The sequence below is a fragment of the Kitasatospora sp. NPDC088134 genome, assembly GCF_044741705.1.
Lineage (GTDB): Bacteria > Actinomycetota > Actinomycetes > Streptomycetales > Streptomycetaceae > Kitasatospora.
This window is the reverse complement of sequence record NZ_JBIUTD010000023.1, coordinates 44,179-67,482: the sequence shown is the minus strand read 5'-3', so window position 1 is coordinate 67,482 and position 23,304 is coordinate 44,179. Positions and strand designations below refer to the sequence as shown.

19 protein-coding genes are annotated in these 23,304 nt (G+C 72.7%); 8 read left to right on the top strand and 11 right to left on the bottom strand.

Annotated features, from left to right (window positions below):
* Positions 1 to 5: 5 nt before the first annotated feature.
* The 4 genes from ACIOHG_RS28545 to ACIOHG_RS28530 all read right to left on the bottom strand — a co-directional run bounded on the left by ACIOHG_RS28545 (position 6) and on the right by ACIOHG_RS28530 (position 4,627).
* A complete protein-coding gene (locus ACIOHG_RS28545; RefSeq protein ID WP_400954663.1) occupies positions 6 to 686 on the bottom strand; it encodes a hypothetical protein in 681 nt (226 codons plus the stop codon).
* Positions 683 to 1,330, bottom strand: coding sequence for an RNA polymerase sigma factor (locus tag ACIOHG_RS28540; RefSeq protein ID WP_400954662.1), 648 nt, complete (start codon positions 1,328 to 1,330; stop codon positions 683 to 685). Before ACIOHG_RS28540 ends, ACIOHG_RS28545 begins: the two co-directional genes overlap by 4 nt.
* A 103-nt stretch (positions 1,331 to 1,433) precedes the next feature.
* A complete protein-coding gene (gene hemW / locus ACIOHG_RS28535; RefSeq protein ID WP_400954661.1) occupies positions 1,434 to 2,663 on the bottom strand; it encodes a radical SAM family heme chaperone HemW in 1,230 nt (409 codons plus the stop codon).
* 80 nt (positions 2,664 to 2,743) lie between these two features.
* Positions 2,744 to 4,627, bottom strand: coding sequence for an AMP-dependent synthetase/ligase (locus tag ACIOHG_RS28530; protein ID WP_400954736.1), 1,884 nt, complete (start codon positions 4,625 to 4,627; stop codon positions 2,744 to 2,746).
* Positions 4,628 to 4,899: 272 nt separating this feature from the next.
* On the opposite strand from ACIOHG_RS28530, the gene ACIOHG_RS28525 reads away from it, so the two are divergent.
* Together ACIOHG_RS28525 and ACIOHG_RS28520 are read left to right on the top strand one after the other, a co-directional pair.
* The gene (locus ACIOHG_RS28525) at positions 4,900 to 6,633 is read left to right on the top strand and encodes an ABC transporter ATP-binding protein (RefSeq protein ID WP_400954660.1); all 1,734 of its coding nucleotides are present in this window, start codon (positions 4,900 to 4,902) and stop codon (positions 6,631 to 6,633) included.
* A 158-nt stretch (positions 6,634 to 6,791) separates the two neighbouring features.
* Positions 6,792 to 8,690: an ABC transporter ATP-binding protein gene (locus tag ACIOHG_RS28520; RefSeq protein WP_400954735.1), complete on the top strand. Its 1,899-nt coding sequence runs from the start codon at positions 6,792 to 6,794 to the stop codon at positions 8,688 to 8,690.
* A gap of 7 nt (positions 8,691 to 8,697) precedes the next feature.
* On the opposite strand, the gene ACIOHG_RS28515 is transcribed toward ACIOHG_RS28520, so the two are convergent.
* Positions 8,698 to 9,720 (bottom strand): EamA family transporter, encoded by a 1,023-nt coding sequence (locus ACIOHG_RS28515; RefSeq protein WP_400954658.1) that lies wholly within the window; start codon positions 9,718 to 9,720, stop codon positions 8,698 to 8,700.
* A 112-nt stretch (positions 9,721 to 9,832) separates the two neighbouring features.
* Between ACIOHG_RS28515 and ACIOHG_RS28510 the strand changes: the two genes are divergently transcribed.
* Positions 9,833 to 10,387 carry a MarR family winged helix-turn-helix transcriptional regulator gene (locus tag ACIOHG_RS28510; protein ID WP_400954657.1) on the top strand — a complete coding sequence of 185 codons (555 nt, stop codon included), beginning with the start codon at positions 9,833 to 9,835 and terminating at the stop codon, positions 10,385 to 10,387.
* A gap of 108 nt (positions 10,388 to 10,495) precedes the next feature.
* Positions 10,496 to 11,566 (top strand): NAD(P)/FAD-dependent oxidoreductase, encoded by a 1,071-nt coding sequence (locus ACIOHG_RS28505; protein ID WP_400954655.1) that lies wholly within the window; start codon positions 10,496 to 10,498, stop codon positions 11,564 to 11,566.
* Between the two features lie 166 nt (positions 11,567 to 11,732).
* Here the strand turns inward: ACIOHG_RS28505 and lepA are convergent, their stop codons facing one another.
* A complete protein-coding gene (lepA, locus tag ACIOHG_RS28500) occupies positions 11,733 to 13,601 on the bottom strand; it encodes a translation elongation factor 4 (RefSeq protein ID WP_400954654.1) in 1,869 nt (622 codons plus the stop codon).
* A 103-nt stretch (positions 13,602 to 13,704) separates the two neighbouring features.
* Here lepA and ACIOHG_RS28495 point away from each other — a divergent pair, with 103 nt between their 5' ends.
* The 3 genes from ACIOHG_RS28495 to ACIOHG_RS28485 all read left to right on the top strand — a co-directional run bounded on the left by ACIOHG_RS28495 (position 13,705) and on the right by ACIOHG_RS28485 (position 15,326).
* A complete protein-coding gene (locus tag ACIOHG_RS28495) occupies positions 13,705 to 14,010 on the top strand; it encodes an antibiotic biosynthesis monooxygenase family protein (protein ID WP_400954652.1) in 306 nt (101 codons plus the stop codon).
* 209 nt (positions 14,011 to 14,219) lie between these two features.
* The gene (gene rpsT, locus ACIOHG_RS28490; protein ID WP_400954651.1) at positions 14,220 to 14,483 is read left to right on the top strand and encodes a 30S ribosomal protein S20; all 264 of its coding nucleotides are present in this window, start codon (positions 14,220 to 14,222) and stop codon (positions 14,481 to 14,483) included.
* A 369-nt stretch (positions 14,484 to 14,852) separates the two neighbouring features.
* Positions 14,853 to 15,326, top strand: a complete 474-nt coding sequence (locus ACIOHG_RS28485; protein ID WP_400954649.1) for a DUF732 domain-containing protein — start codon at positions 14,853 to 14,855, stop codon at positions 15,324 to 15,326.
* A gap of 160 nt (positions 15,327 to 15,486) precedes the next feature.
* On the opposite strand, the gene holA is transcribed toward ACIOHG_RS28485, so the two are convergent.
* A complete protein-coding gene (holA, locus tag ACIOHG_RS28480; RefSeq protein WP_400954648.1) occupies positions 15,487 to 16,479 on the bottom strand; it encodes a DNA polymerase III subunit delta in 993 nt (330 codons plus the stop codon).
* Between the two features lie 137 nt (positions 16,480 to 16,616).
* On the opposite strand from holA, the gene ACIOHG_RS28475 reads away from it, so the two are divergent.
* The gene (locus ACIOHG_RS28475) at positions 16,617 to 16,880 is read left to right on the top strand and encodes a hypothetical protein (RefSeq protein ID WP_400954647.1); all 264 of its coding nucleotides are present in this window, start codon (positions 16,617 to 16,619) and stop codon (positions 16,878 to 16,880) included.
* 41 nt (positions 16,881 to 16,921) lie between these two features.
* On the opposite strand, the gene ACIOHG_RS28470 is transcribed toward ACIOHG_RS28475, so the two are convergent.
* The 4 genes from ACIOHG_RS28470 to ACIOHG_RS28455 all read right to left on the bottom strand — a co-directional run bounded on the left by ACIOHG_RS28470 (position 16,922) and on the right by ACIOHG_RS28455 (position 23,160).
* Positions 16,922 to 19,720 (bottom strand): ComEC/Rec2 family competence protein, encoded by a 2,799-nt coding sequence (locus ACIOHG_RS28470; RefSeq protein WP_400954646.1) that lies wholly within the window; start codon positions 19,718 to 19,720, stop codon positions 16,922 to 16,924.
* Between the two features lie 260 nt (positions 19,721 to 19,980).
* On the bottom strand, positions 19,981 to 21,216 hold the full coding sequence (locus tag ACIOHG_RS28465) for a helix-hairpin-helix domain-containing protein (protein WP_400954644.1): 1,236 nt from the start codon (positions 21,214 to 21,216) through the stop codon (positions 19,981 to 19,983).
* Between the two features lie 113 nt (positions 21,217 to 21,329).
* The gene (locus ACIOHG_RS28460) at positions 21,330 to 22,250 is read right to left on the bottom strand and encodes a DegV family protein (protein WP_400954642.1); all 921 of its coding nucleotides are present in this window, start codon (positions 22,248 to 22,250) and stop codon (positions 21,330 to 21,332) included.
* Positions 22,251 to 22,368: 118 nt separating this feature from the next.
* Positions 22,369 to 23,160: a hypothetical protein gene (locus ACIOHG_RS28455; protein ID WP_400954640.1), complete on the bottom strand. Its 792-nt coding sequence runs from the start codon at positions 23,158 to 23,160 to the stop codon at positions 22,369 to 22,371.
* Positions 23,161 to 23,304 lie beyond the last annotated feature (144 nt).

The following is a 23,304-nucleotide window of genomic DNA, read 5'->3' as shown; positions in this document are numbered from 1 at the left end:
GCCGCTCAGCCCTGCGCGGGCACCGGCGTACCGGCCGGGGACGGGGCCGCACTGCCCGACGGTGCCGGGACCGCCCCGTCCGGGGGGAAGGGGGCGTCCGCGGGAACGGTGTGGACCAGCGGCGGCACGCAGGTCGGCACCTGCTCCACCACCAGGGCGCTGAACACTATCTGCCAGCCGTTCCCGTGCCAGGTGGTCAGCAGCAGGGTCCGGCCGGCCGGGACGGCCCCGGGGTCGATCCGCACCGTGCCGGGGGCGGTCCCGAAGCCCCCCTTCACGACGTTCGCGGTCGCGGCCTCGCCCTTGGGCTCCGGCAGCGGGCACTCCGCGGGCGTGTGCGCCGTTTCGAGGCCGACTGCCTTCACCCCGTGCTTGCGCAGCTCGGCCACCATGCCGTCCAGCCCGGCCGGGTCGCGCAGTTCCAGCAGGATGGTGCCGTCGTCCTCCTGGGTGACGGCGTAGGCGGCGTTCCCGCCGTGCTCGCCACCCAGTGCGGCGGGCAGCACCAGGGCGGCGGCCAGCGCCGACGCGCCGACGGCCAGGGCCGCGAACACCGGTCGGCGCAGCACGCTCCGGCGGGGGGCGGGCCCGTCCCCGGGCAGGCGTTCGGCGGCCAGGGCGACCAGGTGCTCGCCGAGTCGCTGCTCGAATCCGTGGGTGGTGGGGGTGCGGTCGGGAGCGGTCACGGGGTCACCTCGATCATCGGTTCGACGGGGGCGGTGCGGCGGGGCAGCAGCGGGCCGGGGCGGGGCAGGTCCTTCTGCGCGGGGAGGCGTTCGGCGCCGAGCTTGCGGCGGGCCCGGTGCAGCCGCACCCGGATCGTGGCCTGCGAGACGCCCAGGACCTGGGCGGCCTCGGCGTGCGTCAGGCAGTCCACCACCAACAGGTCGAGCACCGCGCGCAGCGGGGCGCTCAGACCGGCGTGCTGCTCGGCGAGGTCGCGGACGGCGAGCTGGGCGTCCATCCGCTCCTCCAGGGCGAGGATGTCCTCCTCGCCGAGCAGACGGCGGCCCTGCAACCGGCCCAGCGCGCGGCGCTCCCGGTCGCCGCCGCGGTGGTGCCCGGCGATCACGTACCGGGCGATGCCGTACAGCCAACCGATCGCGGGGCCGCGCTCGGGGCGGTAGCGGTCGGCGGCTTCCAGGGCGGCGACGAAGATGTCCGCGGTGAGGTCGGCGGCCTGGTGCGGATCACTGACCCGGCGGGTGACGAAGTCGAGTATGGCGTTGACGTGCTGGTGGTAGAAGGCGCCGAAGCCCTCCGGAGTGGTCAGGTCCGGCGGACGGCCGTCGGTGCGCGCTGTGCGGCGCTCGGGCTCGCGGGTGCGCATGCGTCCCTCCTCGGTCGGGGAACCCTGATCGGGTTCCTTCACTGAGTACTTGGCCGCAGCGCACCGGACCGTTTCACCGCCCGCCCCCGCCCCGCGCCCCTGGTCAGTCGACCAGGTCGCGGACCACCGCGTCCGCCAGCAGCCGACCGCGCAGGGTCAGCGCGGCCCGGCCCGCCGCGTACGGTACGGGCTCCAGCAGGCCGTCCGCGAGCGCCCGGTCGGCGGCGGCGCGGCCGGCGGCGGTGAGCAGGTCCAGCGGGCAGCCCTCGGCCAGGCGCAGTTCCAGCAGGATGCGCTCGACCCGGCGGTCCTCGTCCGCCAGCACCTCGCGGCCGAGCGCGGGGGTGCGGCCCTCGGCGAGGGCCTGCGCGTACGCGGCCGGGTGCTTGGCGTTCCACCAGCGCACCCCGCCGACGTGGCTGTGCGCGCCCGGTCCGGCGCCCCACCAGTCGGCGCCCGTCCAGTACAGCTCGTTGTGCCGGCAGCGGCCCTCGGGCGTGGTGGCCCAGTTGGAGACCTCGTACCAGGAGTACCCGGCGGCGGCGAGGGCCTGATCGGCCATCAGGTAGCGGTCGGCGTGCACGTCGTCGTCGATCATCGGCAGTTCGCCGCGCTTGACCCGGGCGGCGAGCCGGGTGCCGTCCTCGACGATCAGCGAGTACGCGGAGACGTGGTCCGGGCCGGCGCCGATCGCGGCGTCCAGCGAGGCCCGCCAGTCCTGGTCGGACTCGCCCGGGGTGCCGTAGATCAGGTCCAGGTTGACGTGGTCGAAGCCGGCCGCGCGGGCCTCGGCGACGCAGGCCTCCGGGCGGCCCGGGGTGTGGTGGCGGTCGAGCAGGGCGAGCACGTGCGGGCGGGCGCTCTGCATGCCGAAGGAGATCCGGTTGTAGCCGCCCTCGCGCAGCTCCGCCAGGTACGCCGGGTCGACGGACTCCGGGTTGGCCTCGGTGGTGACCTCCGCGCCGGGGGCGAGCCCGAACTCCTCGCGCAGCGCGGCCAGCATCCGCACCAGGTCGCGGGCGGGCAGCAGGGTCGGGGTGCCGCCGCCGAGGAAGACCGTCTCGACCGGCAGCTCGGCGTCGCCGAGGACCCGGCGCGCCAGCCGGATCTCGGCGACCACGTTGTCGGCGTACGTCTCCTGCGAGGCGACGGCGCCGGAGGAGCGCAGCTCGGTGGCGGTGTAGGTGTTGAAGTCGCAGTAGCCGCAGCGGCTGGCGCAGTACGGCACGTGCAGGTAGAAACCGAACGGTCGGCCGCCCAGCCCGTCCAGGGCGCGGGCGGGCAGCGAACCGTCGGACGGCACGGGTTCGCCGTCGGGGAGTGCGGAGGGCATGCGCCCATTGTCCGGTACGGCCCGCGGAACTCCGAAAAGCCGGCGGCCGTACCGGGCGGGCGGTACCGGACAGGCGGGGCTCAGGCCTCGTTGGTGCCCGCGTACATCGCGGCGACCTCGTCCGCGTAGGTGCGCTCCACCACCGGGCGCTTGATCTTCAGGCTCGGAGTGAGCTCGCCGTGCTCGATGTCGAGGTCGCGCGGGAGCAGCGCGAACTTCTTGATCGTCTGCCAGCGCTGCAGCTCGCCGTTGAGGCGCTTCACGAAGCCGTCGATCAGCGCGACGGTGGCCGGGTCGGCGACCACCTCGGCGTAGGACTTGCCGGCCAGGCCGTGCTCGGCCGCCCACGGCATGATCACCGCCTCGTCCAGGCCGATCAGCGCCGTGCAGTAGTTGCGGCCGTTGCCGATCACCAGGACGTTGCTGACGAACGGGCAGATCGCCTTGAACTTGCCCTCGACCTCGCTGGGCGCGACGTACTTGCCGCCCGAGGTCTTGAACATGTCCTTCTTGCGGTCGGTGATCCGCAGGTAGCCGCCCTCGCCGAGCTCGCCGATGTCGCCGGTGTGGAACCAGCCGTCGGCCTCCAGCACCTCGGCGGTCTGCTCCGGCAGGTCGTGGTAGCCGCGCATGACGCCCGGGCCGCGCAGCAGGATCTCGCCGTCCTCGGCGATCCGCACCTCGGTGCCGGGCAGCGGCAGGCCGACCGTGCCGACCCGGAAGTCCTCGGCCCGGTTGACCGTGGAGCCGGCCGAGGTCTCGGTCAGGCCGTAGCCCTCCAGCACCGGGACGCCCGCGCCCTTGAAGAAGTAGCCGATCTCCGGCGCCAACGCCGCGCTGCCCGACACCGCGCCGCGCAGCCGGCCGCCGAACGCCGCCCGGATCTTGGTGTACACCAGCTTGTCGGCCAGCCCGTGCTGCAACCGCAGGCCGAGCGGGGCGCTCTCCCGGCCGGTGGCGACCTGGCTGGCCTGGACGGCGTGCGCGTAGTCGCGGGCCACCTTGGCCGCCCACATGAAGATCTTGTACTTGGCGCCGCCCTCGGCCCGGGCCTTGCCCGCGATGCCGTTGTAGACCTTCTCGAAGATCCGCGGCGCGGACGCCATCAGGGTCGGCCGGATCACCGGCAGGTTGTGGATGATCCGGTCCACCCGGCCGTCCACCGCCATCACGTGGCCGGTGGCGATCTGGCCGGAGATCAGCGTCTTGCCGAACACGTGCGACAGCGGCAGCCACATGAACTGCACGTCGTCCGGGCGCAGCAGCCCGCTCTCCTCCTGCGCCACGCCCTCGTAGGCCCAGCAGTCGTGCACCAGGCGCACGCCCTTGGGGCGGCCGGTGGTGCCGGAGGTGTAGATCAGGGTGGCGAGCTGCTCCTTGTCGAGGGAGTCGATCGCCTTGTCCACCGCGTCCGGGTGCTCGGCCAGGTGCGCGGTGCCGCGCTCCTCCAGCTCGGCCAGCGTGAGCACGGTCAGGCCGTCGGCGGACGGGGCGTCGGCCGACACCTCGTCGAAGACGATCACGTACTCCAGCGCGGGCAGCTCCGGCTTCTGCTCGACCGCCTTGCGCAGCTGGGTCTCGTTCTCGGCGAACAGCGCGCGGCTGCCGGAGTTGGCCAGGATGAACGCCGTCTCGTCGGCGTTGGTGCTCGGGTAGACCGTGGTGGTGGCCGCGCCGGCGCACATGTTGCCGAGGTCGGCGAGGATCCACTCGATCCGGGTGGCCGAGGCGATCGCCACCCGGTCCTCGGCGAGGATGCCCAGCGACATCAGGCCCGCCGCCACCGCCCTGATCCGCGCGTCGGCCTGCGCCCAGGTCAGCGAACGCCACTGCTCCGCGCCCGGGGCGCCGTCCGCCGCCTGCTCGTCGACCGGAACCGGGTACCGGTAGGCCTCAGCGTTGGGGGTGGCCTTTACCCTGCTGAGCAACAGGTGTGCCACGGAGGGCGGACGCCGCTCGATCATGGACTGCGCGGAACTCAACGAGGACCTCCGGGGGCGGGTGGACCGAGAGTGGGTGAGCGGTGGCCCGTGGGGGGTGGCCACCGACCGACTTAACCGGTGAGTAACAAGAGGGCAATCAGCAGCCTAGGGGGTGGGGAGCCGATCCGTAAGGGGGTGGCGTGAGCTGGCACACTCCCGGGTCGGCAGTGCATCGGTCGTCCAACGCGTGAAGCTTTTCCGCAAGTACCCGAATTTGGGATGCGTGCGTCCCCTTCGAAGACGAGAGTGTCACGGTGCTTTTCAGACTCCTACGGGCCCACCTCGGTCCCTACTCCCGCGACATCACGCTGCTGGTGCTGCTCCAACTGGTCTCCACCATCGGCATGCTCTACCTGCCGACCCTGAACGCCGACATCATCGACAGCGGCGTCCTCAAGGGCGACACCGGGTACATCCTCCGGGTCGGCGCGGTCATGGTCGGCGTCTCGCTGGCCCAGGCCGTCTGCTCGATCGGCGCGGTCTACTACGGCGCCCGCACCGCGATGGCCATCGGCCGCGACATCCGCGGCGCCGTCTTCTCCCGGGTGCAGGACTTCTCCGCCCGCGAGCTCAACCAGTTCGGCGCCCCGTCGCTGATCACCCGGACCACCAACGACGTCCAGCAGGTGCAGATGCTGGCGCTGATGACCTTCACCCTGATGGTCGCCGCGCCGATCATGTGCGTCGGCGGCGTCATCATGGCGCTCAACCAGGACGTGCCGCTCTCCGGCCTGCTGCTCGCCGTGGTGCCCGCGCTGGGCGCGGTGGTCACCGTGCTGGTCGGCAAGATGCGGCCGCAGTTCCGCGGCATGCAGACCCGGATCGACACGGTCAACCGGATCATGCGCGAGCAGATTACCGGCATCCGGGTCATCCGGGCCTTCGTCAAGGACGACCACGAGAAGGCCCGCTTCACCGGCGCCAACGGCGAGCTCGCCGACTACGCGCTGCGGGTCGGCCGGCTGATGTCGCTGATGTTCCCGATCGTGATGGGCGTCGTGAACATCTCCAGCGTCGCCGTGTTCTGGTTCGGCGCGCACCGCATCCAGAGCGGCGGCATGCAGATCGGCGCGCTCACCGCCTTCCTCTCCTACCTGATGCAGATCCTGATGAGCGTCATGATGGCCACCTTCATGTTCATGATGGTGCCGCGCGCCGAGGTCTGCGCCGAGCGCATCCAAGAGGTGCTGGACACCGAGTCCAGCGTCGTCCCGCCGCTCCACCCCGTCACCGAACTGCGCGCCCGCGGCACCCTGGAGCTGCGCGGCGTCGACTTCCGCTACCCCGGCGCCGAGGTCCCCGTGCTACGCGGCATCGACCTGACCGCCCGGCCCGGCGAGACCACCGCCGTCATCGGCTCCACCGGCGCCGGCAAGACCACCCTGCTCGGCCTCGTCCCCCGGCTCTTCGACGCCACCGGCGGCGAGGTGCTGATCGACGGCGTGGACGTGCGCGAACTCGACCCGGTCAAGCTCTCCGAGATCATCGGGCTCGTCCCGCAGAAGCCGTACCTGTTCTCCGGCACCGTCGCCTCCAATCTGCGCTACGGCAAGCCCGAGGCCACCGACGAGGAGCTCTGGCAGGCCCTGGAGACCGCCCAGGCCGCGGAGTTCGTGCGGAAGTTCCCCGAGGGCCTGGCCGCCCCGATCGCCCAGGGCGGCACCAATGTCTCCGGCGGCCAGCGCCAGCGCCTGGCGATCGCCCGCGCGCTGGTCCGCAGGCCCGAGATCTACCTGTTCGACGACTCCTTCTCCGCCCTCGACTACGCCACCGACGCCCGGCTGCGCGCCGCACTCGCCCGGGAGACCGGGGACGCCACCGTGGTGATCGTCGCCCAGCGGGTCTCCACCATCCGCGACGCCGACCGGATCGTCGTCCTGGACGAGGGCGCCGTCGTCGGCAGCGGCACCCACCAGGAACTCATGGCCGACAACCCGACGTACCGGGAGATCGTGCTCTCCCAGCTCACCGAGCAGGAGGCGGCGTGACCACCCCCGACCAGCCCGAGCAGTCCGGCCCCGACCTGGCCAAGTCCGCCGCACCGGCCGACCCACCCGCCGACGCACCCGCCGACGCCGAGCAGGAGAGCACCTTCAACTCCCAGGAGGCTGCGGCCCGACGCGGCGGCCCCGGCCCCGGCCGGTTCATGGGCGCGCAGGGCACCGAGAAGTCCAAGGACTTCAGCGGCTCCGCGAAGCGCCTGGCCGGCCTGCTCGGCCCCGAACGCAAGCTGCTGTTCACCGTGCTCGGGTTCGGCGTCCTCGCCGTCGGCTGCCAGGTGGTCGGCCCCCGGGTGCTCGGCAAGGCGACCGACCTGATCGCCGCCGGTGCCACCGGACCGGCCTTCGCCGGCGAACCCAGCAAGCAGGCCGTCCTGGACGGGATGCGCGCCCAGGGCCAGGGCACCAAGGCGGACCTGCTCTCCACCATCGACTTCACCCCCGGCCAGGGCATGGACTTCCACGCCATCGGCACCGTCCTGCTCTGGGTGCTCGGCATCTACCTGGCCGCGATCGTGTTCGGCGTGTTCCAGGGCCGACTGGCCGCGCTGGCGATCAACCGGACGGTGTTCCGGCTGCGCGAGGAAGTCGAGGCGAAGCTGTCCCGGCTGCCGCTCAGCTACTTCGACCGCCAGTCGCGCGGCGAGGTGCTCAGCCGGGTCACCAACGACATCGACAACATCAACCAGTCCATGCAGCAGACCATGGGCCAGGTGGTGAACTCCCTCCTCACCATCGTCGGCGTGCTGGCGATGATGTTCTGGATCTCTCCGCTGCTGGCGGTGATCGCGCTGGTCTCGGTGCCGGTCTCGGTGGTCGTCGCCACCAAGGTCGGCAAGCGGGCCCAGCCGCAGTTCATCAAGCAGTGGGGCTCCACCGGCAAGCTGAACGCCCACATCGAGGAGATGTTCACCGGGCACAGCCTGGTGAAGGTCTTCGGCCGCCAGAAGGAGGCCGCGGAGCTCTTCGAGCGGGAGAATCAGGCTCTCTACGAGGCCTCCTTCCGGGCGCAGTTCATCTCGGGCATCATCCAGCCCGCGATGATGCTGGTCGGCAACATCAACTACGTGCTGGTCGCCGTGGTCGGCGGTCTGCGGGTGGCCAGCGGTGCGCTGACCATCGGTGACGTGCAGGCCTTCATCCAGTACTCCCGCCAGTTCAGCCAGCCGCTGAGCCAGGTCGCCTCGATGGCCAACCTGGTGCAGTCCGGGGTTGCCTCCGCCGAGCGGGTCTTCGAACTGCTCGACGCCGATGAGCAGTCCCCCGAGCCGCTGCACCCGGAGCGCCCCGCCGAGCTGCGCGGGCGGGTCGCCTTCGAGGACGTCTCCTTCCGTTACTCCCCCGACAAGCCGCTGATCGAGGGCCTGTCGCTGAAGGTCGAGCCCGGCCACACCGTGGCCATCGTCGGCCCGACCGGTGCCGGTAAGACCACCATGGTCAACCTCCTGATGCGCTTCTACGAAGTCAGCGGGGGCCGGATCACCCTCGACGGCGTGGACATCTCCGCGATGTCCCGCGAGGAGCTGCGCTCCGGCATCGGCATGGTCCTCCAGGACACCTGGCTCTTCGGCGGCACCATCGCCGAGAACATCGCCTACGGCGCCGAGTCCGCGACCAAGGAGCAGGTCATCGCCGCCGCGAAGGCCGCGCACGCCGACCGCTTCGTGCGGACCCTGCCGGACGGCTACGACACCGTCCTGGACGACGAGGGATCCGGTGTCAGCGCCGGCGAGAAGCAGCTGATCACCATCGCCCGGGCCTTCCTCGCCCAGCCCTCGATCCTGGTGCTCGACGAGGCCACCAGCTCCGTCGACACCCGTACCGAGGTGCTGATCCAGCGGGCGATGGCCGAACTGCGCACCGGCCGCACCAGTTTCGTGATCGCCCACCGGCTCTCCACCATCCGGGACGCCGACGTGATCCTGGTGATGGAGAACGGCTCGATCGTCGAGCAGGGCAGCCACGACGAGCTGATCGCCAAGGACGGCGCCTACGCACGCCTGTACAAGGCCCAGTTCGCCCAGGCGGTGGCCGAGGTCGACTGACGCCGCGTCAGCGGCGTACCAGGGGGAGGTCCGTGTCACGGGCCTCCCCCTGACGTATCGGGGCGGCCGGGGCGGGGGTGACTGCCGAGGTGGGAGTAGCTACCGAGGTGGGAGTAGCTACCGAGGTGGGGGTGACTGCCAGGGCGGGGGTGGCTGCCGGGGTGGACGCGGCGAGCACGGTGCGGGTGGCCGGCCGCTGACGCTGGCCGAGCAGGGTGGAGCCCAGGGCGAGGGCCATGCCCAGGAGTTGGAGCGCGGTGAGGGCCTGGCCGAGGGCGGCCCAGCCGATCACCGCCGCGGAGACCGGGCTGAGCAGGCCCAGGAAGGCGACCGAGGTGGCGGGGAGCCGGCCGATGCCGCGGAACCAGAGCCAGTACGCCAGCGCGGTGTTGGCCACCGCGAGATAGCCGTACCCGAGCAGATTGGTGCCGCTGAGCATCGGCGGAGCACCCTCGACCAGGGCGGCGACCGGCAGCAGGAGCAGGCCGCCGGCCGTCAGCTGCCAGCCCGTCATGGCCAGCGGACCGACCCCGGCCGGGCGACCCCAGCGCTTGGTGAGCACCGTGCCGGCGGCCATCGCCGCGGCGCCGGCCAGACCGGCGAGGAGGCCGAGCGCGTCCAGCCGGACGGTGGCGCGGAGCACGACCAGGGAGACCCCGAGGACGCCGACGGCACCGGCGACCAGGGAGCGCCGCCCGAACCGCTCGCCCAGCAGCGGCACGGCCAGCGCGGCGGCCAGCAGCGGCTGTATCGCGCCGAGCACCGCCGCGACCCCGCCGGGGAGGCGGTAGGCGGCGACGAAGACCAGCCCGAAGAAGACCCCGATGTTGAGCGCGCCGAGGACGGCCGAGCGCCACCACCAGGAGCCGGTGGGGAGCCTCCGCGTCGCGGCCAGCAGGACCAGCCCGGCGGGCAGGGCGCGCAGCGTGGCCGTGAGCAACGGCCGCTCGGGCGGCAGCAGTTCGGTCGTCACGATGTAGGTGGAGCCCCACGCGAGCGGGGCGAGCGCAGTGAGGGCTACGTTTCGCATGGAAGATAGCTTAGCGCCAAGCTACTTAGTGTCCAGTCATTTAACGCCGGGTTTCTCGGCGGCCGCCCACCGACCGCCCAGCGGCCCCGCCGCGCTGTGCCAGACTGGCCGGATGGACCGAGTGGACCCGCGCCGCGCCCCGCACGACCCCGTCGACGCGATCGCCGACCAGTGGCGGCACGAGCGCCCCGACCTGGCCGACCGGACGGAGGCGATGGCTGCGTTCGGCCGGGTGCACCGGGTCTCCCGGGCGGTCGGCGAGCTGATGGAGCAGGCGTACGCGCCGTTCGGGATCGGCCGCGGCGAGTTCGACGTGCTGGCCACGCTGCGCCGCGCCGGGGAGCCGTTCTCGCTGTCGCCGCGCGAGCTGACGGCGACGCTGATGCTCACCACCGGCGGGATGACCGGTCGGCTGGACAAGCTGGAGCGGGCCGGCCTGGTGACCCGCTCCCCCGACCCGAACGACCGCCGGGGCCTGCGGATCACGCTCACCGACCGGGGCCGGGAGACCGTCGACCAGGCGGTGGCCGCCGGCCTGGCCGTCCAGCAGCGGATCATCGACCGGCTCGGCGAGCAGCGGCTGGCCGAGCTGAACGGCCTGCTCCGGGAACTGCTGCACAGCGTCGAGACGACCGCGCACCCGACCCCGACCCCGGCCCGCCGCTGACGATCGCACCGGGCCGGAGGGTGTGACGCGGGCCACTGTCACACTTCCGCGGGCTGCCCTGTCCTCCTTCCAGAACCGCCACCGGGCGGGGTCCCGAAGGAGGACGAGATGACCGGCAAGCACATCGTGGTGATCGGCGCGGGCTACGCGGGGCTGTCGGCCGCCGCCGGGATCGGCCGCGGCCAGGACCGGGTCACCCTGATCGCCCCCGAGCAGCGCTTCCACCACCGGGTCCGCCAGCACGAGATCGCGGCCGGCCGCCGGGTCGCCCGCCCCGACGTCGCCCACGTGCTGCGCGGCCGCCGGGTGACCCACCTGGCCACCCGGGTCACCGAACTCGACCTGGCCGCCCGGAAGGTGGTCACCGAGGACGGCGGGCGACTGGCCTACGACACCCTGGTGTACGCGCTCGGCAGCCGGACCGCCTGGGGTGCGGTGCCGGGCGCGGCCGAGCACGCGTACTCGGCGGAGCGCGCCGAGGAGCTGCACCGCCGGATCGCCGGGGCCCCGGCGCCGGGGACGGTCGCGGTGGTCGGCGGCGGCGCGACCGGCATCGAGCTGGCCACCGAGCTCGCCGAGGCGTACCCGGCCTGGCAGGTCCGGCTGGTCGCGGCGGGCCGGGTCGGCGGCTGGCTGTCGGAGCGCGGCCGGGCGCACGTGCTGGCGGTGCTCGGGCGGCTGGGCGCGCGGGTGGACGAGGAGCGGCCGGTCACCGCGGTGACCGCGGACGGGCTGGAGACCGCCGGCGGCGCGATCCCGGCCGACGTGGTGGTGTGGGCGGCCTCGCTGGCGGCGCACCCGCTGGCGGCGGAGGCCGGGCTGGCCGTCGCCGAGGACGGCCGGGCGCTGGTGGACGGCCACCTGCGCTCGCTCTCGCACCCCGAGGTGCACGTGGTCGGGGACGCCGCCGCGGTCGAGGTCCCCGGCATCGGTCGGCTGCGGATGGCCTGCGCGACCGCGCTGCCGCAGGGCCGCTACGTCGCCAAGCTGCTGACCGGCCGCACCGCCGAGCCGTTCGCCTTCCGGTACGCCACCCAGTGCATCAGCCTCGGGCGGGGCGAGGCGCTGGTGCAGCTGATCCACCCGGACGACTCGGTCCGGCCGCGGGTGGTGACGGGCGTGCTCGGGCGACTGGTCAAGGCGGGCATCGTCAAGGGCCTGCCGCTGTCGCTGCGCTGACGGGGCGTCGGCGGCCGGGAGGGCCCGGTGGCCGGGAGGACCCGGTGATCCTGCACGGCGACCGCGGCCACGACGAGGACGGTGGCCGCAACGGCGACGGGCCGGAGCCCCCTGGTGGGGACCCCGGCCCGTCGCGGCCGCCCGGTTCACGGGCGGCCGGGGAGAGCTACTTCTTCTCCTTGGGCGCCTCGGCGTCCGTCGACAGCGCGGCGATGAAGGCCTCCTGCGGGACCTCCACCCGGCCGACCATCTTCATCCGCTTCTTGCCCTCCTTCTGCTTCTCCAGCAGCTTGCGCTTGCGCGAGATGTCACCGCCGTAGCACTTGGCGAGGACGTCCTTGCGGATCGCGCGGACCGTCTCGCGGGCGATCACCCGGGAGCCGATCGCGGCCTGGATCGGCACCTCGAACTGCTGGCGCGGGATCAGCTTCTGCAGCTTGCCGGCCATCATCACGCCGTAGTTGTAGGCCTTGTCCTTGTGCACGATCGCGGAGAACGCGTCGACCGCGTCGCCGTGCAGCAGGATGTCGACCTTGACCAACTGGGCGGTCTGCTCGCCGATGGGTTCGTAGTCGAGCGAGGCGTAGCCGCGGGTCTTGGACTTCAGCTGGTCGAAGAAGTCGAAGACGATCTCGGCGAGCGGCAGCGTGTAGCGCAGCTCGACCCGGTCCTCGGAGAGGTAGTCCATGCCCTGCAGATTGCCGCGGCGGGCCTGGCAGAGCTCCATGATCGCGCCGACGAACTCGTTCGGCGCCAGGATGGTGCCGCGCACGACCGGCTCGTACACCTCGGCGATCTTGCCGGTCGGGAACTCGCTCGGGTTGGTGACGGTGTGCTCGCTGCCGTCCTCCATGATCACCCGGTAGATCACGTTCGGGGCGGTGGAGATCAGGTCGAGGTTGAACTCGCGCTCCAGGCGCTCCCGGATGATCTCCAGGTGCAGCAGGCCGAGGAAGCCGCAGCGGTAGCCGAAGCCGAGCGCGACCGAGGTCTCCGGCTCGTAGACCAGCGCGGCGTCGTTCAGGCGCAGCTTGTCGAGGGCGTCGCGGAGCAGCGGGTAGTCCGAGCCGTCCAGCGGGTAGAGGCCGGAGAACACCATCGGACGCGGGTCCTTGTAGCCGCCCAGGGCCTCGGTCGCGCCCTTGTGCATCGAGGTGATGGTGTCGCCGACCTTGGACTGCCGGACGTCCTTCACACCGGTGATGATGTAGCCGACCTCGCCGACGCCGAGGCCGTCGGCGACCTTCGGCTCGGGCGAGATGACGCCGATCTCCAGCAGCTCGTGGGTGGCGCCGGTGGACATCATGGCGATCCGCTCGCGCTTGGTGAGCTGGCCGTCCACCACTCGCACGTAGGTGACGACGCCCCGGTAGGAGTCGTACACCGAGTCGAAGATCATCGCGCGGGCCGGGGCGTCCTTGACGCCGATCGGGGCCGGGATCTTCTCGACCACGTGGTCGAGCAGGTCCTCGACGCCGAGGCCGGTCTTCGCGGAGACCTTCAGCACGTCGGCCGGGTCGCAGCCGATGATGTGCGCGATCTCGGCGGCGTACTTCTCCGGTTGGGCGGCCGGCAGGTCGATCTTGTTGAGCACCGGGATGATCGTGAGGTCGTTCTCCAGCGCCAGGTACAGGTTGGCGAGGGTCTGCGCCTCGATGCCCTGGGCCGCGTCGACGACCAGGATGGTCCCCTCGCAGGCCGCGAGGGAACGGGACACCTCGTACGTGAAGTCCACGTGGCCGGGGGTGTCGATCATGTTCAGGATGTGAGTCGTACCCGCGTGCTCGCCGGACCGCGGCGCCCACGGGAGGCGGACGGCCTGGGACTTGATGGTGATGCCGCGCTCGCGCTCGATGTCCATCCGGTCGAGGTACTGGGCGCGCATCTGCCGGGGGTCCACCACGCCGGTGATCTGCAGCATCCGGTCGGCGAGCGTCGACTTGCCGTGGTCGATGTGGGCGATGATGCAGAAGTTGCGAATCACCGCCGGGTCAGTACGGCTGGGCTCTGGCACGTTGCTGGGGGTCGCGGGCACCTTGGTCCGATTTCTGATCCGATCAATATGGTTCCGTCCATCCTCCCATGCCGAACGACCCGCGGGCCTTCCCGCCCGAGCGGGTGTGCGGAAGGATCTCCGCATGATCTTGGAAAGCGCCCTGCTCGACGTCCGCCCGGGCCAGGAGGAGTCCTTCCTCGCCGCCTTCGCCGAGGCCCGCCCGCTGATCGCGGCCCAGCGCGGTTTCCGCTCGCTGGAACTGCGCCGCTGCCTGGACGAGGGCGGCACCTCGCGGTTCCTGCTCCAGGTCGGCTGGGACGCGCTGGAGGACCACACCGAGGGCTTCCGCCGCTCCGCCGAGTACGGCCGCTGGCGCGAGCTGCTGCACCGCTACTACGACCCGTTCCCGGTCGTCGAGCACTACGGCGAACCGCTGCTGACCGCCTGACGGGACATCGGGCCGTCGGGCCCGGGCCGCGACGGGCGGTGGACGGACCCGGGACCGACGGGGGCGCGGTGCTCCGGTTTGGGCGGGCCGGGGCCGCACTGGTAGCGTGGGCCGCTGCACTCAGCCCTCGGCATGCCCTCTCAGCAGGTCCGGGCGGCGTTCCGGTGCAACCCGTCGTAGCAACGATTCACACAGACTGAGGCTCTTTCGTGGCGAACATCAAGTCCCAGATCAAGCGCAACAAGACCAACGAGAAGGCGCGCCTGCGCAACAAGGCCGTCAAGTCCTCGCTCAAGACCGCTCTGCGCAAGGCCCGCGAGGCCGCTGCCGCCGGCGAGACCGAGAAGGCCGTCGTGCTGGCCCGTGCCGCCTCCAAGGCGCTCGACAAGGCCGTGAGCAAGGGCGTCATCCACAAGAACCAGGCCGCCAACAAGAAGTCGGCGATCACCAAGCGCGTCAGCGCCGCTGCCTGATCCTGGTCCTTCTCGCACGGCCCGGCCGTGCACCCGGTGCCCCGGCACCGAACCGGACGGCGTGACCAGCGGCCCTCTACCCGCTACCGCCGACCACCGCTCCCGGAAAGCCCCGGCCCTCTACCCGGAGCCCGGCGAGCAGCACGACCCGTACCGCACGCGGCCTGCGTTCGCCACGCGGGTGCGGTACAACCAGCTTCACGGGAACGCCCGGCAACGGGACCTCCCTCCACTGCCCGCCCGGGTTGCCCGGGCGGGCAGTGTGCGTTCCGGCACCGCGCTGTGGCCTTGCAACAGGGTGACTCCCCGGCGGTCACAGGGCCGTCACAGCGCCCACGGTGCCGCCGGGGGCGTGGAAGCGTGTGCGTCATGCGTCTGAGACTCCTCGCGGCCGGCCTGACCGCCGCCACCGCCCTCCTGACCCTGACCGCCTGCAACGACGACACCGGCACCTCCACCAGCACCAGCAGCAGCGCCGCCGGCACCACGTCCGCCGCGCCCGTGCCCGCCCCCAGTTCGGCGGCCCCCAGCTCCAGCGCCCATGCGTCCGCCGCGCCGACGGCCCCGGGCGGACCGGGTGCCGCGAGCAGCGTCCCGTCGCCGAACGCGGCCCAGACCGCCGGCCTGCTCGCCGGGCTGAAGGCCCTCAACCCGGCGCTCGGCTCCGACCAGGGCAAGGCCGTCAGCGCGGCCCGCAGCGTCTGCCAGGAGCTCAAGGAGGGCAAGGAGGCGGCCACCGTCGCCACCAATGCCGCCCAGTACTTCAGCGGTGGCAGCGTCAAGTTGACCGCCGAGGACGGTGTCGCCATCGTCGCCGCGGTGAAGGTCTCCTTCTGCGCGTGACGCCCCACCCCCGCCTGTCGCCCCGCACCCGGCCGGTCCGGGTGCGGGCGGCAGGAGGGGTGCCGGGAAACAGGGCACCGGAAAATATAGGCACTGGAAAACCGTCGGGGCCGTGACCGGGGCCGGCCTTCCAGCCGATGACCGGTAAGGGCGGCCAGTACTAGTAAGGGCGGCCGGCCTTGGAGGCGCGGGCCACCGCGACCACGGCCCGTTCCAGCGCGTACGCGGGGTCGTCGGAGCCGCCCTTGACCGCGGCGTCGGCCTCGGCGACGGCGGTGAGCGCGGCGGCCACACCGTCGCCCGTCCAGCCGCGCATCTGCTGCCGGACCCGGTCCACCTTCCAGGGGGGCATGCCGAGTTCGCGGGCCAGGTCGCCCGGCCGCATGTTGCGCCCGGCGCCGGCGAGCCGGCCGATGCTGCGGACGCCGGAGGCGAGGGCGTAGGTGATGCCGGTCGGCGGCTGGCCGACCGCCAGGGCCCAGCGCAGCCGCTCCAGCGCCTCGGCGGCGCGGCCGGTGACGGCGAGGTCTGCCACTTCGAAACCCGTCGCCTCGGCCCGCCCGCTGTAGTACTTGGCGACCGCCGCCTCGTCGATCGGGCCCTCGACGTCCGCCGTCAACTGGCTGCACGCGGCGGCCAGTTCCCGCAGGTCGCTGCCGAGCGAGTCCAGCAGCGCCTGGCACGCCTCGGGGCTGGCGGCGCGGCCGATGGTGCGGAACTCGTTGCGGATGAACGCCAGTTTCTCGCTCGCCTTGGTGAGCTTGGCGCACTGGACCTCGCGGGCCCCCGCCTTCTTCGCCGCGTCCAGCAGGCCCTTGCCCTTGGCTCCGCCCGCGTGCACCAGCACCATGATCACTTCTTCGACGGGGGCGTCCAGGTAGGCCTTGACGTCCTTGACCGCGTCGGCCGCAAGGTCCTGGGCGGCCCTGACCACGATGACCTTCCGCTCGGCGAAGAGCGAGGGCGTGGTCAACTCGGCGAGCTGGCCCGCCTGCAGGGTGCCCGGGGCGAGGTCCCGGACGTCCGTCTCCGGGTCCGCCGCGCGGGCTGCGGCCACCACCTGGGCGACCGCGCGGTCGAGCAGCAACTCCTCCTGGCCGACCGCAACGGTCAGCGGGGCGAGCAGGTCGTCGGGTGCACTCTTCCTGGCCATCGCCTACCAGGATCGCACGCCGCGCCGACAGCTCCGGCCGGTGCCACCGCGCCCGGCCCCACCTGCCCGGCCTCACCTGCCCCGCGCCGCGCCGCCCCGCCCCGGACCGACTCGCCCCCGCTCGGCAGAATGATGGCGTGATCGAGAACAATGACCGCCAACTGCTCGTCCTGCCCGACCGCGACGCGGCGGAGGAGGTGGCCGAGGAGCTGAACGCGCGCTGGCCCGCGCTGGGCGACGTGGAGGTCCTCCGGGACGCCCTCGCGGGCGAGGACGATGCCGAGGACGCCCAGTGGCTGGTGGTGGTGGAGGCCCCCGAGGACGGCGGCTGGACCGCACGACTGCTGGCGGCGCTGGACCAGCTCGTCACCGAGCAGGACGGGTGGCGGGAGCAGGACTGACCATCACCCACCCGCCCTGTCCGGGCGGCCGTGCCGGGCGTTCAACCGCGGGCGGGGCGTACGTGGGTGGCCACCGCCAGGGTCCGGGCGTCGCCCAGGACGGCGATGTCGCCGACCAGGTCGGTACGGACCACCGTCGCCCCGAGGGCCTTCAGCCCGGCCACGGTCCGCGGCGCGGGGTGCCCGTACGGGTTGCCTTCGCCGCAGGAGACCAGTGCGAGTCTCGGCCGGAGCGACGCCATCAGCGACCAGTCCTGGTTCGCCGACCCGTGGTGGGCCACCTTGAGCACGTCGACCCGCCCGATGCCCGGGGGCGGGACCGGACCGCTCCGGGCTTCCCCATCCTCCGGTTTCACTGCACCATGTTCCTCTCCCTGCAGCATTTCTGATCTGTCGTCAGCCGACCAGGGCCGGCCCGGGAGGCCGGCCCTCGGTGGGGTTCCGAGGGTGAGCACCGCCGCTTGGGCCGGGGGTTCCAGGTCTCCGAGCAACGCCACCCGCAGAGCGGTCGCGGGCGGGCCGAGGGTGGCGAGCAGCGCGATGCTGGAGTTGTTCGGCCCCGAGGCGTCGGGGGCCGGGGACGGGGTCGGCCACAGGACCTGCCAGGCGAGTTGGCCCCATGCCGTGCGCTGCTCTCCGCGCCGGGCCCGGAGCACCGGGACCCCGCCGGCCTCCGCCCAGCGCAGCACCCTGGTTCGCTCGCCGTCCGGTTCGTCCGAGGTGGTCACCTCGATCGCCCCGACCGACCGGCCGCGCAGCACTCCGGGGACGCCCTCCACGTGGTCGGCGTGGAAGTGCGTCAGGATCAGCAGCGGCACCCTGGTCACCCCGAGGCCTCGCAGGCAGGCGTCGGCCGACCCGGCGTCCGGCCCTGCGTCCACCACCACGGCGGTACCGGGTTCGACCGGCAGCACGGTCATGTCCCCCTGACCGATGTCACACATCGCCAGGCGCCACCCGGCCACCGGCCAGCCGGTCGCCAGCCGTACGACGGACGGTGGGCGCAGCAGCACCAGTGGCAGGATGATCACGCCGGCGAGCGCGATCAGCATCCGGGTCCGCGGGTGCCCCGGCCGTCGCTGCCCGGCCCGCCGTGACGGGATCGCCCAGGCCAGCGACACGATCACCACGACCAGCAGTGCCGAACCGAACAGCCCGTCCGGCCAGGCGAGTTCGGCTCCGGGGAGTTCCGCTCCGCGTCGTGCGACGACCACCAGCCATCCCACGGGCAGCGCGGCGAGGTCCACCAGGAACTCGGCGGCGCCCTTCGAGAACGGGGCGACGGCCAGGGTGCCGAATCCGAGCAGGGTGGCGGGGGCGACGGCGATCTCGGCCAGCAGGTTGCAGGGAATCCCGACCAGGCTGACCCGCGGTGCCAGCAGGACGGTGACGGGCGAGCAGAAGGCCTGCGCCGCCGCGGTGGCGCCGACCGCCGAGGCCAGGTGGTGCGGCCAGCGGCGGGCCCGCAGGGCTGCCGTCCATCTGGGGCCGAGGAGGAGCAGTCCGGCGGTGGCCAGCGCCGAGAGCAGGAATCCGTAGGAGCGGGCGAGGGACGGGTCGGCCAGGACCAGGATCAGTACCGCACCGGCCAGGACGGGCACGCCCTGGCGCGGTCTGCCGGTGGCCAGGGCCAGCAGTCCGAGGAGTCCGGTGGCTGCGGCCCGGAGCACGCTCGGGTCCGGTCGGCAGATGGTGACGAAGGCCAGGGTGAGACCTGTTCCGATCAGCGCCGTCGTGCGGAAGGAGAGGCCCAGCATCCGGGCCAGACCGCCGCGGCCGGGCGCGTCGGGCTCGGTGGGGGTGCCGCCGATCAGGACCGCGAGGACGATCGCCAGGTTGGCTCCGCTGACCGCGACCAGGTGGCCCAGGTCGGTGGCCCGGAAGGCGTCCGACAGGTCGTCGGGGAGCCTGGACACATCGCCCACCACGAGCCCCGGGAGCAGCCCCCGGGTGTCCGATGGCAGGTGGTCACATGCGTCCCGGAGTCCTCTGCGGAGTTGGGCCGCGAGTCGCTGCGGCAGGTTGGGCGGGGCGATGACGAAGGGTTGCCCCTGTGGGGCGAGCAGGGCCGCTGTGTCGGTGTGGGAGCGTCGGCCGGCTCCGGTCTCCTGGTGTTCCGGCAGCACTTCCACTTCGACCGCGATCCTGGTCGAAGGGATCAACTGCCGCCATTGGTCGGTGTCCTGGGAGCGGATGAACAGGGTGACGGGCGTCCGGGTGGCAACGGACGGGGACGGCGCGTCCGACGGGAGGGAGGGTGGACGGACGCGGGTGACGAGGGCGGGAATGGTGAGGGTCGGCCGGGACAGGCCGCTGCCCCGGGTGTGCCCTCCGTGCGGTTCGGGGTCGCGGGTGACGGTCAGCTCGACGGCGACCCGGGGATTGGCGGGTTTCTCGTGCTCGGGTTTCTCCCGGTCGGGATTCTCATGGTCAGGATTCTCGGTCTCCGTGCCGGTGGTGGCCTCCAGCGACGGGTCGGCTCCCGGTGGTGTTCCGGGGCCTTCCCGGCTCTGTGCCGACGGGGGCCGTGCCAGCGCCGGAAGCGGCCCGCGGTGCAGGTCTGCGGTGTGGAGGACGGTCGTGGTCGTGGCCGCCGCAGCAGTCAGGAGGACGGCGGCAACCAGTCGGTGGGTGGAGGGTTGGTGGGTGGCGGCGTGTGTTCCTTTCGCGGCGAGGAGGGTGAGGCCGGTCGCTGCGCTCAGCAGCGCTGCCAGCAGCAACGAGGGGTGATGGCGCGGGTCGAGGCCGAGGACGGTGGCGGTCACCACCCATGCGGTGCAGGCGGGGAGGAGGAGCCGGTGGTCGGTTCGGCCCTGACCGGTCGTGGGCGTGGCGGACAACGCGGCACCTCCTCTCGTCTCTGGCCGGTGGTGCGGGTGGATACAGGCGGGGGGTGGTTCGGTGGCCTTGCCGGGAGCAAGGCCCTGACAGAGCGTCGGTTGCGAGCGGCCGGGCGCGGCCGGGCGGCGAGCCGCGAACGGCACGAGGTGATTCGGCGTTGGTGGTCGATGCCTCCAGAACGACGGGTCGGGCAGGTTCTCGCGCCGATACGGAACGGTCCGAGTCGGACGGAACAGCGGGGGCGGGGAGAAGAAGGAGGTCAGAGGGTCAGCAGTGCTTTGAGGTCTTCGTACTTGCGCGCTCCGATGCCGGGGACGTGGCGGAGGTCGTCGACGGACTGGAACGGGCCGTGGGTGAGGCGGTATTGGAGGATGCGTTGGGCCAGGGCGGGCCCGACGCCGGGCAGGGAGTCGAGTTGTTCGGCGCTGGCGCGGTTGAGGCTGACCGGTCCGGTCGGAGCTGCGGGGGCTCCGCCGGCCGGGGTGTCGGTACCCACGAGGATCTGTTCTCCGTCGGTGAGCGGGCGGGCGAGGTTGAGCAGGCTGGTGTCGGTCTCGGGCAGGGTGCCCCCTGCGGCGGCCAGGGCGTCGGCGACCCGCGAACCTGCGGGGAGGGTTCGCAGACCGGGGTGCTGGACCTTGCCCCCGACGTCGATCACGAGGGGCGGTCCGGAGAGACGGGAGGTGCGGGCTCCTTCCAGGGTCGGGCTCGTGGCGGATTCGGCCACGGAGATCGCTGGCACGGCGACCGGGTGCGGGCGCCCCAGCCAGAAGTGCTGGACGGCGTAGCCGATGGCGAGCACGAGCAGGACGGTGAGGCCGAGGACGGCTCGGCGGTCGAAGGCGAGAGCAGTGGGGAGGCGGAAGCGCAACGGGAGTCGTGGCTGGGTGGTCGGGGACACGGTGGCGGGTTTCGGAACTGATGGCGGATCAGCGGAGGAGGGGGCGGGGTTCGATCGCGGGTCGGCCCGATTGCCCATCGGGGTACCGGCGGTGGTCGACCGTTCTTCCGGCACGGTCGCGCCGTCTCGATGGGAAGGCTCGGCGGCGGGTACGGTGAGCCGATCAGCGGGTGAGCGGGCGGGCGGGTCCCGCTCCGGCACCGTGAACGGCGGGCGATGGTCGAAGTCCTGCCCGGTTTCCCCGACCGCTTCGGTGTCCGCAGCTCGGGCGGGTACCCCGTAGCCGGCGAGGATCTGCCGTGAGGAGAGTGCCGCGGGAAGGCCCCGGGCATCTTCAGCAGGCCGGGTGAGCCCATCGGGGTCGAAATCACCGTCGTCGGACGTGCCAGGGCAAGGCTCCGCCGGATCGTCGGGACCGATGTTCGGTTCGGCCTCGTGCGTGGGGTGCGGCAGGGCCGGAGGCGGGCTTTCGACCGCCGTACCGGCGGCGTCCGAACCGTCTGCGGAGGCGGGTGGGAACAGCAGGTCGAGTCGGGAGAGGGTGGTCAGCGCGAGCTGTCGTCGGCGGGCCTGGGGTGTGGTGATGGTCCTCATGGCGAGGACAGTAGAGCGATCCCGCAGAGGTGCCGGTAAATTTCTCCACCCCTGTGGACAACTCGGCCCTGTGGAAAACTCATGTCGCTCGGACGAGTGAGTTTGACGGCCCGTCAGCCGGTGAGGTCGACGACCGGAGCCACCACTACGGCCAGTAGGCCGGGGCCCACGTGGGCCCCGATGACGGCTCCCACTTCGCTGACGTAGAGCCGGTTCAGACCGGGCACTCGTTCCCGGAGCCGTTCGGCCAGCGGTTCGGCCCGCTGTTCGGCGACCAGGTGGTGCACGGTGATGTCCACCGGCAGCGTCCCTGCGCGCTCGACGGCGATCTCCTCCAGTCGGGCGATCGCCCGGGAGGCGGTGCGGACCTTCTCCAACGGCTCGATCCGGCCGCCAGCCAGGTGGAGCAGGGGCTTCACCGCGAGCGCGGAGCCGACGAGCGCCTGCGCGGTGCCGATCCGGCCACCGCGCCGCAGGTGCTCCAGGGTGTCGACGTAGAAGAAGCCGCTGGTGCCGGCCGCACGGCGAACCGCCGCCTCGACCACCTGGTCGAGGTCCGCCTCGGTACCACCAGGAACAGCATCGGAAGCGGCACCGGCCGCGCCCGCGCGGGCGCCGTCCAGGGCGTCGGCCAGTTCGGCGGCAGCCAGCACGCTGCTGCCCAGCGCCATGCCGACCAGCCTGCTGTCGACCACGCGGACCGGGATCGGCGCGTTGGCGGCGGCCAGCTGGGCGGCCTCCGCGGTGCCGGAGAGCTCTGCGGAGAGGTGGATCGAGACGACGCCGCGCGCGCCCGACTCGGCGGCGGCCCGGTAGGCGGCGGCGAAGGTCTCGGGGCTGGGTCGCGAGGTGGTCACCCGCTGCTTGGAGCGGAGGGCCTCGGCCACGTCCTTCGGGGAGATCTCGATGCCCTCGGCGAAGACCTCGTCACCCACCGCGACGCTGAGCGGCACCACGTGGATGCGGTGCCGCTCGACCGCCTCCGGGGGCAGGTACGCGGTGGAATCCGTGACAAGTGCGAGGTGGCCGGGCATGTGCCGGAGGTTACCCGGAGCGGGGCCGGGAGGACAGCGCCCGATCTTCGCTGGTTTGACCCCCGCAGGAGCGGGTAACCACTCTGCGCACGGACAGCGATCGCCTCGTGACGCGGGGTCAGGGGCGGTTGGGTCCCGCCGGGTTCGGCTTGCGGAGTCGTTCGGCCAGGCGGGCGAGCGGTTCGGCGGCCAGTCCGAGGATCTCCTCGGCGCTGTTCTGCCGACCGGGGCCCAGACCCTTCCGACGGTCGGCGGGGCCGTCGGCGGAGGCGGCCGCCCGCTGGTTGCCGGTACCCGTGGCGGAGCTCGGGGCGGACCGGTCGGCGGAGGCGGAGCCGCGGTCGGCGGCGGGTTCGGCCGGGGTCCAGTGCCGGAGCGCTCCGGCTTCGTCCTGGCACTCCTGACTGAGCCGGGAGAGCTCGTCGTCGGCGAAGCGGCGCATGCGGTCCTGGGCGGCCCAGCGCAGCGAGTCCGCGGCGTGCGTGATCCGCTCGGTGCGCTCGCGCAGCTCGGGGAGCTTGGCCGCGATCCGGTCGTTGGCCGGCTCGCGTTCGAGGAAGCGCAGCTCGGCGTCGAGTTCGGCGGCGTGCGAGTCGAGGCGGCCCAGCAGTTGGAGGGCGTCCCCGAGCTGGCCGTCCTGCGGGAGGCCGGACTGCAGGACCTGGCGGGTGGAGTCGAGCGCGGTGCGCAGGGAGAGCCGCAGGGCGGCGATCCGGCCCTGCTCGCCGGGCTTGGCGAAGCTCTTCGCCTTGAGGGTGGCGTTCTCCACCGCCCGCTGGGCGTTGGCTCCGTGCCGCTCCACCTTGGCGGCCACCGCCTTCGCCGCCTTGACCGTTCCGACCACCGCCATCACCAGCAGCGCCACCCCGAACAGCGCCACCAGCGCGACCACGACACCGAGCGCTTCCATCGGGAGCCCACCTTCCGCCCGTGACCGGACCGGGACCGCCCACCGCGATCCACTCCGTCCGCCGGATCTCCACCGTAGCCGGGCCCGGCCCCGGACTGGAGCCCTCGAACGCCCCTTCCGACCGAGATCAGGGAGAGCTCAGGG

Excerpts from the sequence above, each read along its gene's own strand:
- holA (WP_400954648.1), bottom strand. The coding sequence starts at position 16,479 with ATGGCCAGGAAGAGTGCACCCGACGACCTGCTCGCCCCGCTGACCGTT.
- ACIOHG_RS28510 (WP_400954657.1), top strand. The coding sequence starts at position 9,833 with ATGGACCGAGTGGACCCGCGCCGCGCCCCGCACGACCCCGTCGACGCG.
- hemW (WP_400954661.1), bottom strand. The coding sequence starts at position 2,663 with ATGCCCTCCGCACTCCCCGACGGCGAACCCGTGCCGTCCGACGGTTCG.
- ACIOHG_RS28530 (WP_400954736.1), bottom strand. The coding sequence starts at position 4,627 with ATGATCGAGCGGCGTCCGCCCTCCGTGGCACACCTGTTGCTCAGCAGG.
- ACIOHG_RS28460 (WP_400954642.1), bottom strand. The coding sequence starts at position 22,250 with ATGCCCGGCCACCTCGCACTTGTCACGGATTCCACCGCGTACCTGCCC.
- ACIOHG_RS28465 (WP_400954644.1), bottom strand. The coding sequence starts at position 21,216 with ATGAGGACCATCACCACACCCCAGGCCCGCCGACGACAGCTCGCGCTG.
- ACIOHG_RS28495 (WP_400954652.1), top strand. The coding sequence starts at position 13,705 with ATGATCTTGGAAAGCGCCCTGCTCGACGTCCGCCCGGGCCAGGAGGAG.
- ACIOHG_RS28455 (WP_400954640.1), bottom strand. The coding sequence starts at position 23,160 with ATGGAAGCGCTCGGTGTCGTGGTCGCGCTGGTGGCGCTGTTCGGGGTG.
- ACIOHG_RS28520 (WP_400954735.1), top strand. The coding sequence starts at position 6,792 with ATGGGCGCGCAGGGCACCGAGAAGTCCAAGGACTTCAGCGGCTCCGCG.
- ACIOHG_RS28505 (WP_400954655.1), top strand. The coding sequence starts at position 10,496 with ATGACCGGCAAGCACATCGTGGTGATCGGCGCGGGCTACGCGGGGCTG.
- ACIOHG_RS28515 (WP_400954658.1), bottom strand. The coding sequence starts at position 9,720 with ATGCGAAACGTAGCCCTCACTGCGCTCGCCCCGCTCGCGTGGGGCTCC.
- ACIOHG_RS28485 (WP_400954649.1), top strand. The coding sequence starts at position 14,853 with ATGCGTCTGAGACTCCTCGCGGCCGGCCTGACCGCCGCCACCGCCCTC.
- ACIOHG_RS28540 (WP_400954662.1), bottom strand. The coding sequence starts at position 1,330 with ATGCGCACCCGCGAGCCCGAGCGCCGCACAGCGCGCACCGACGGCCGT.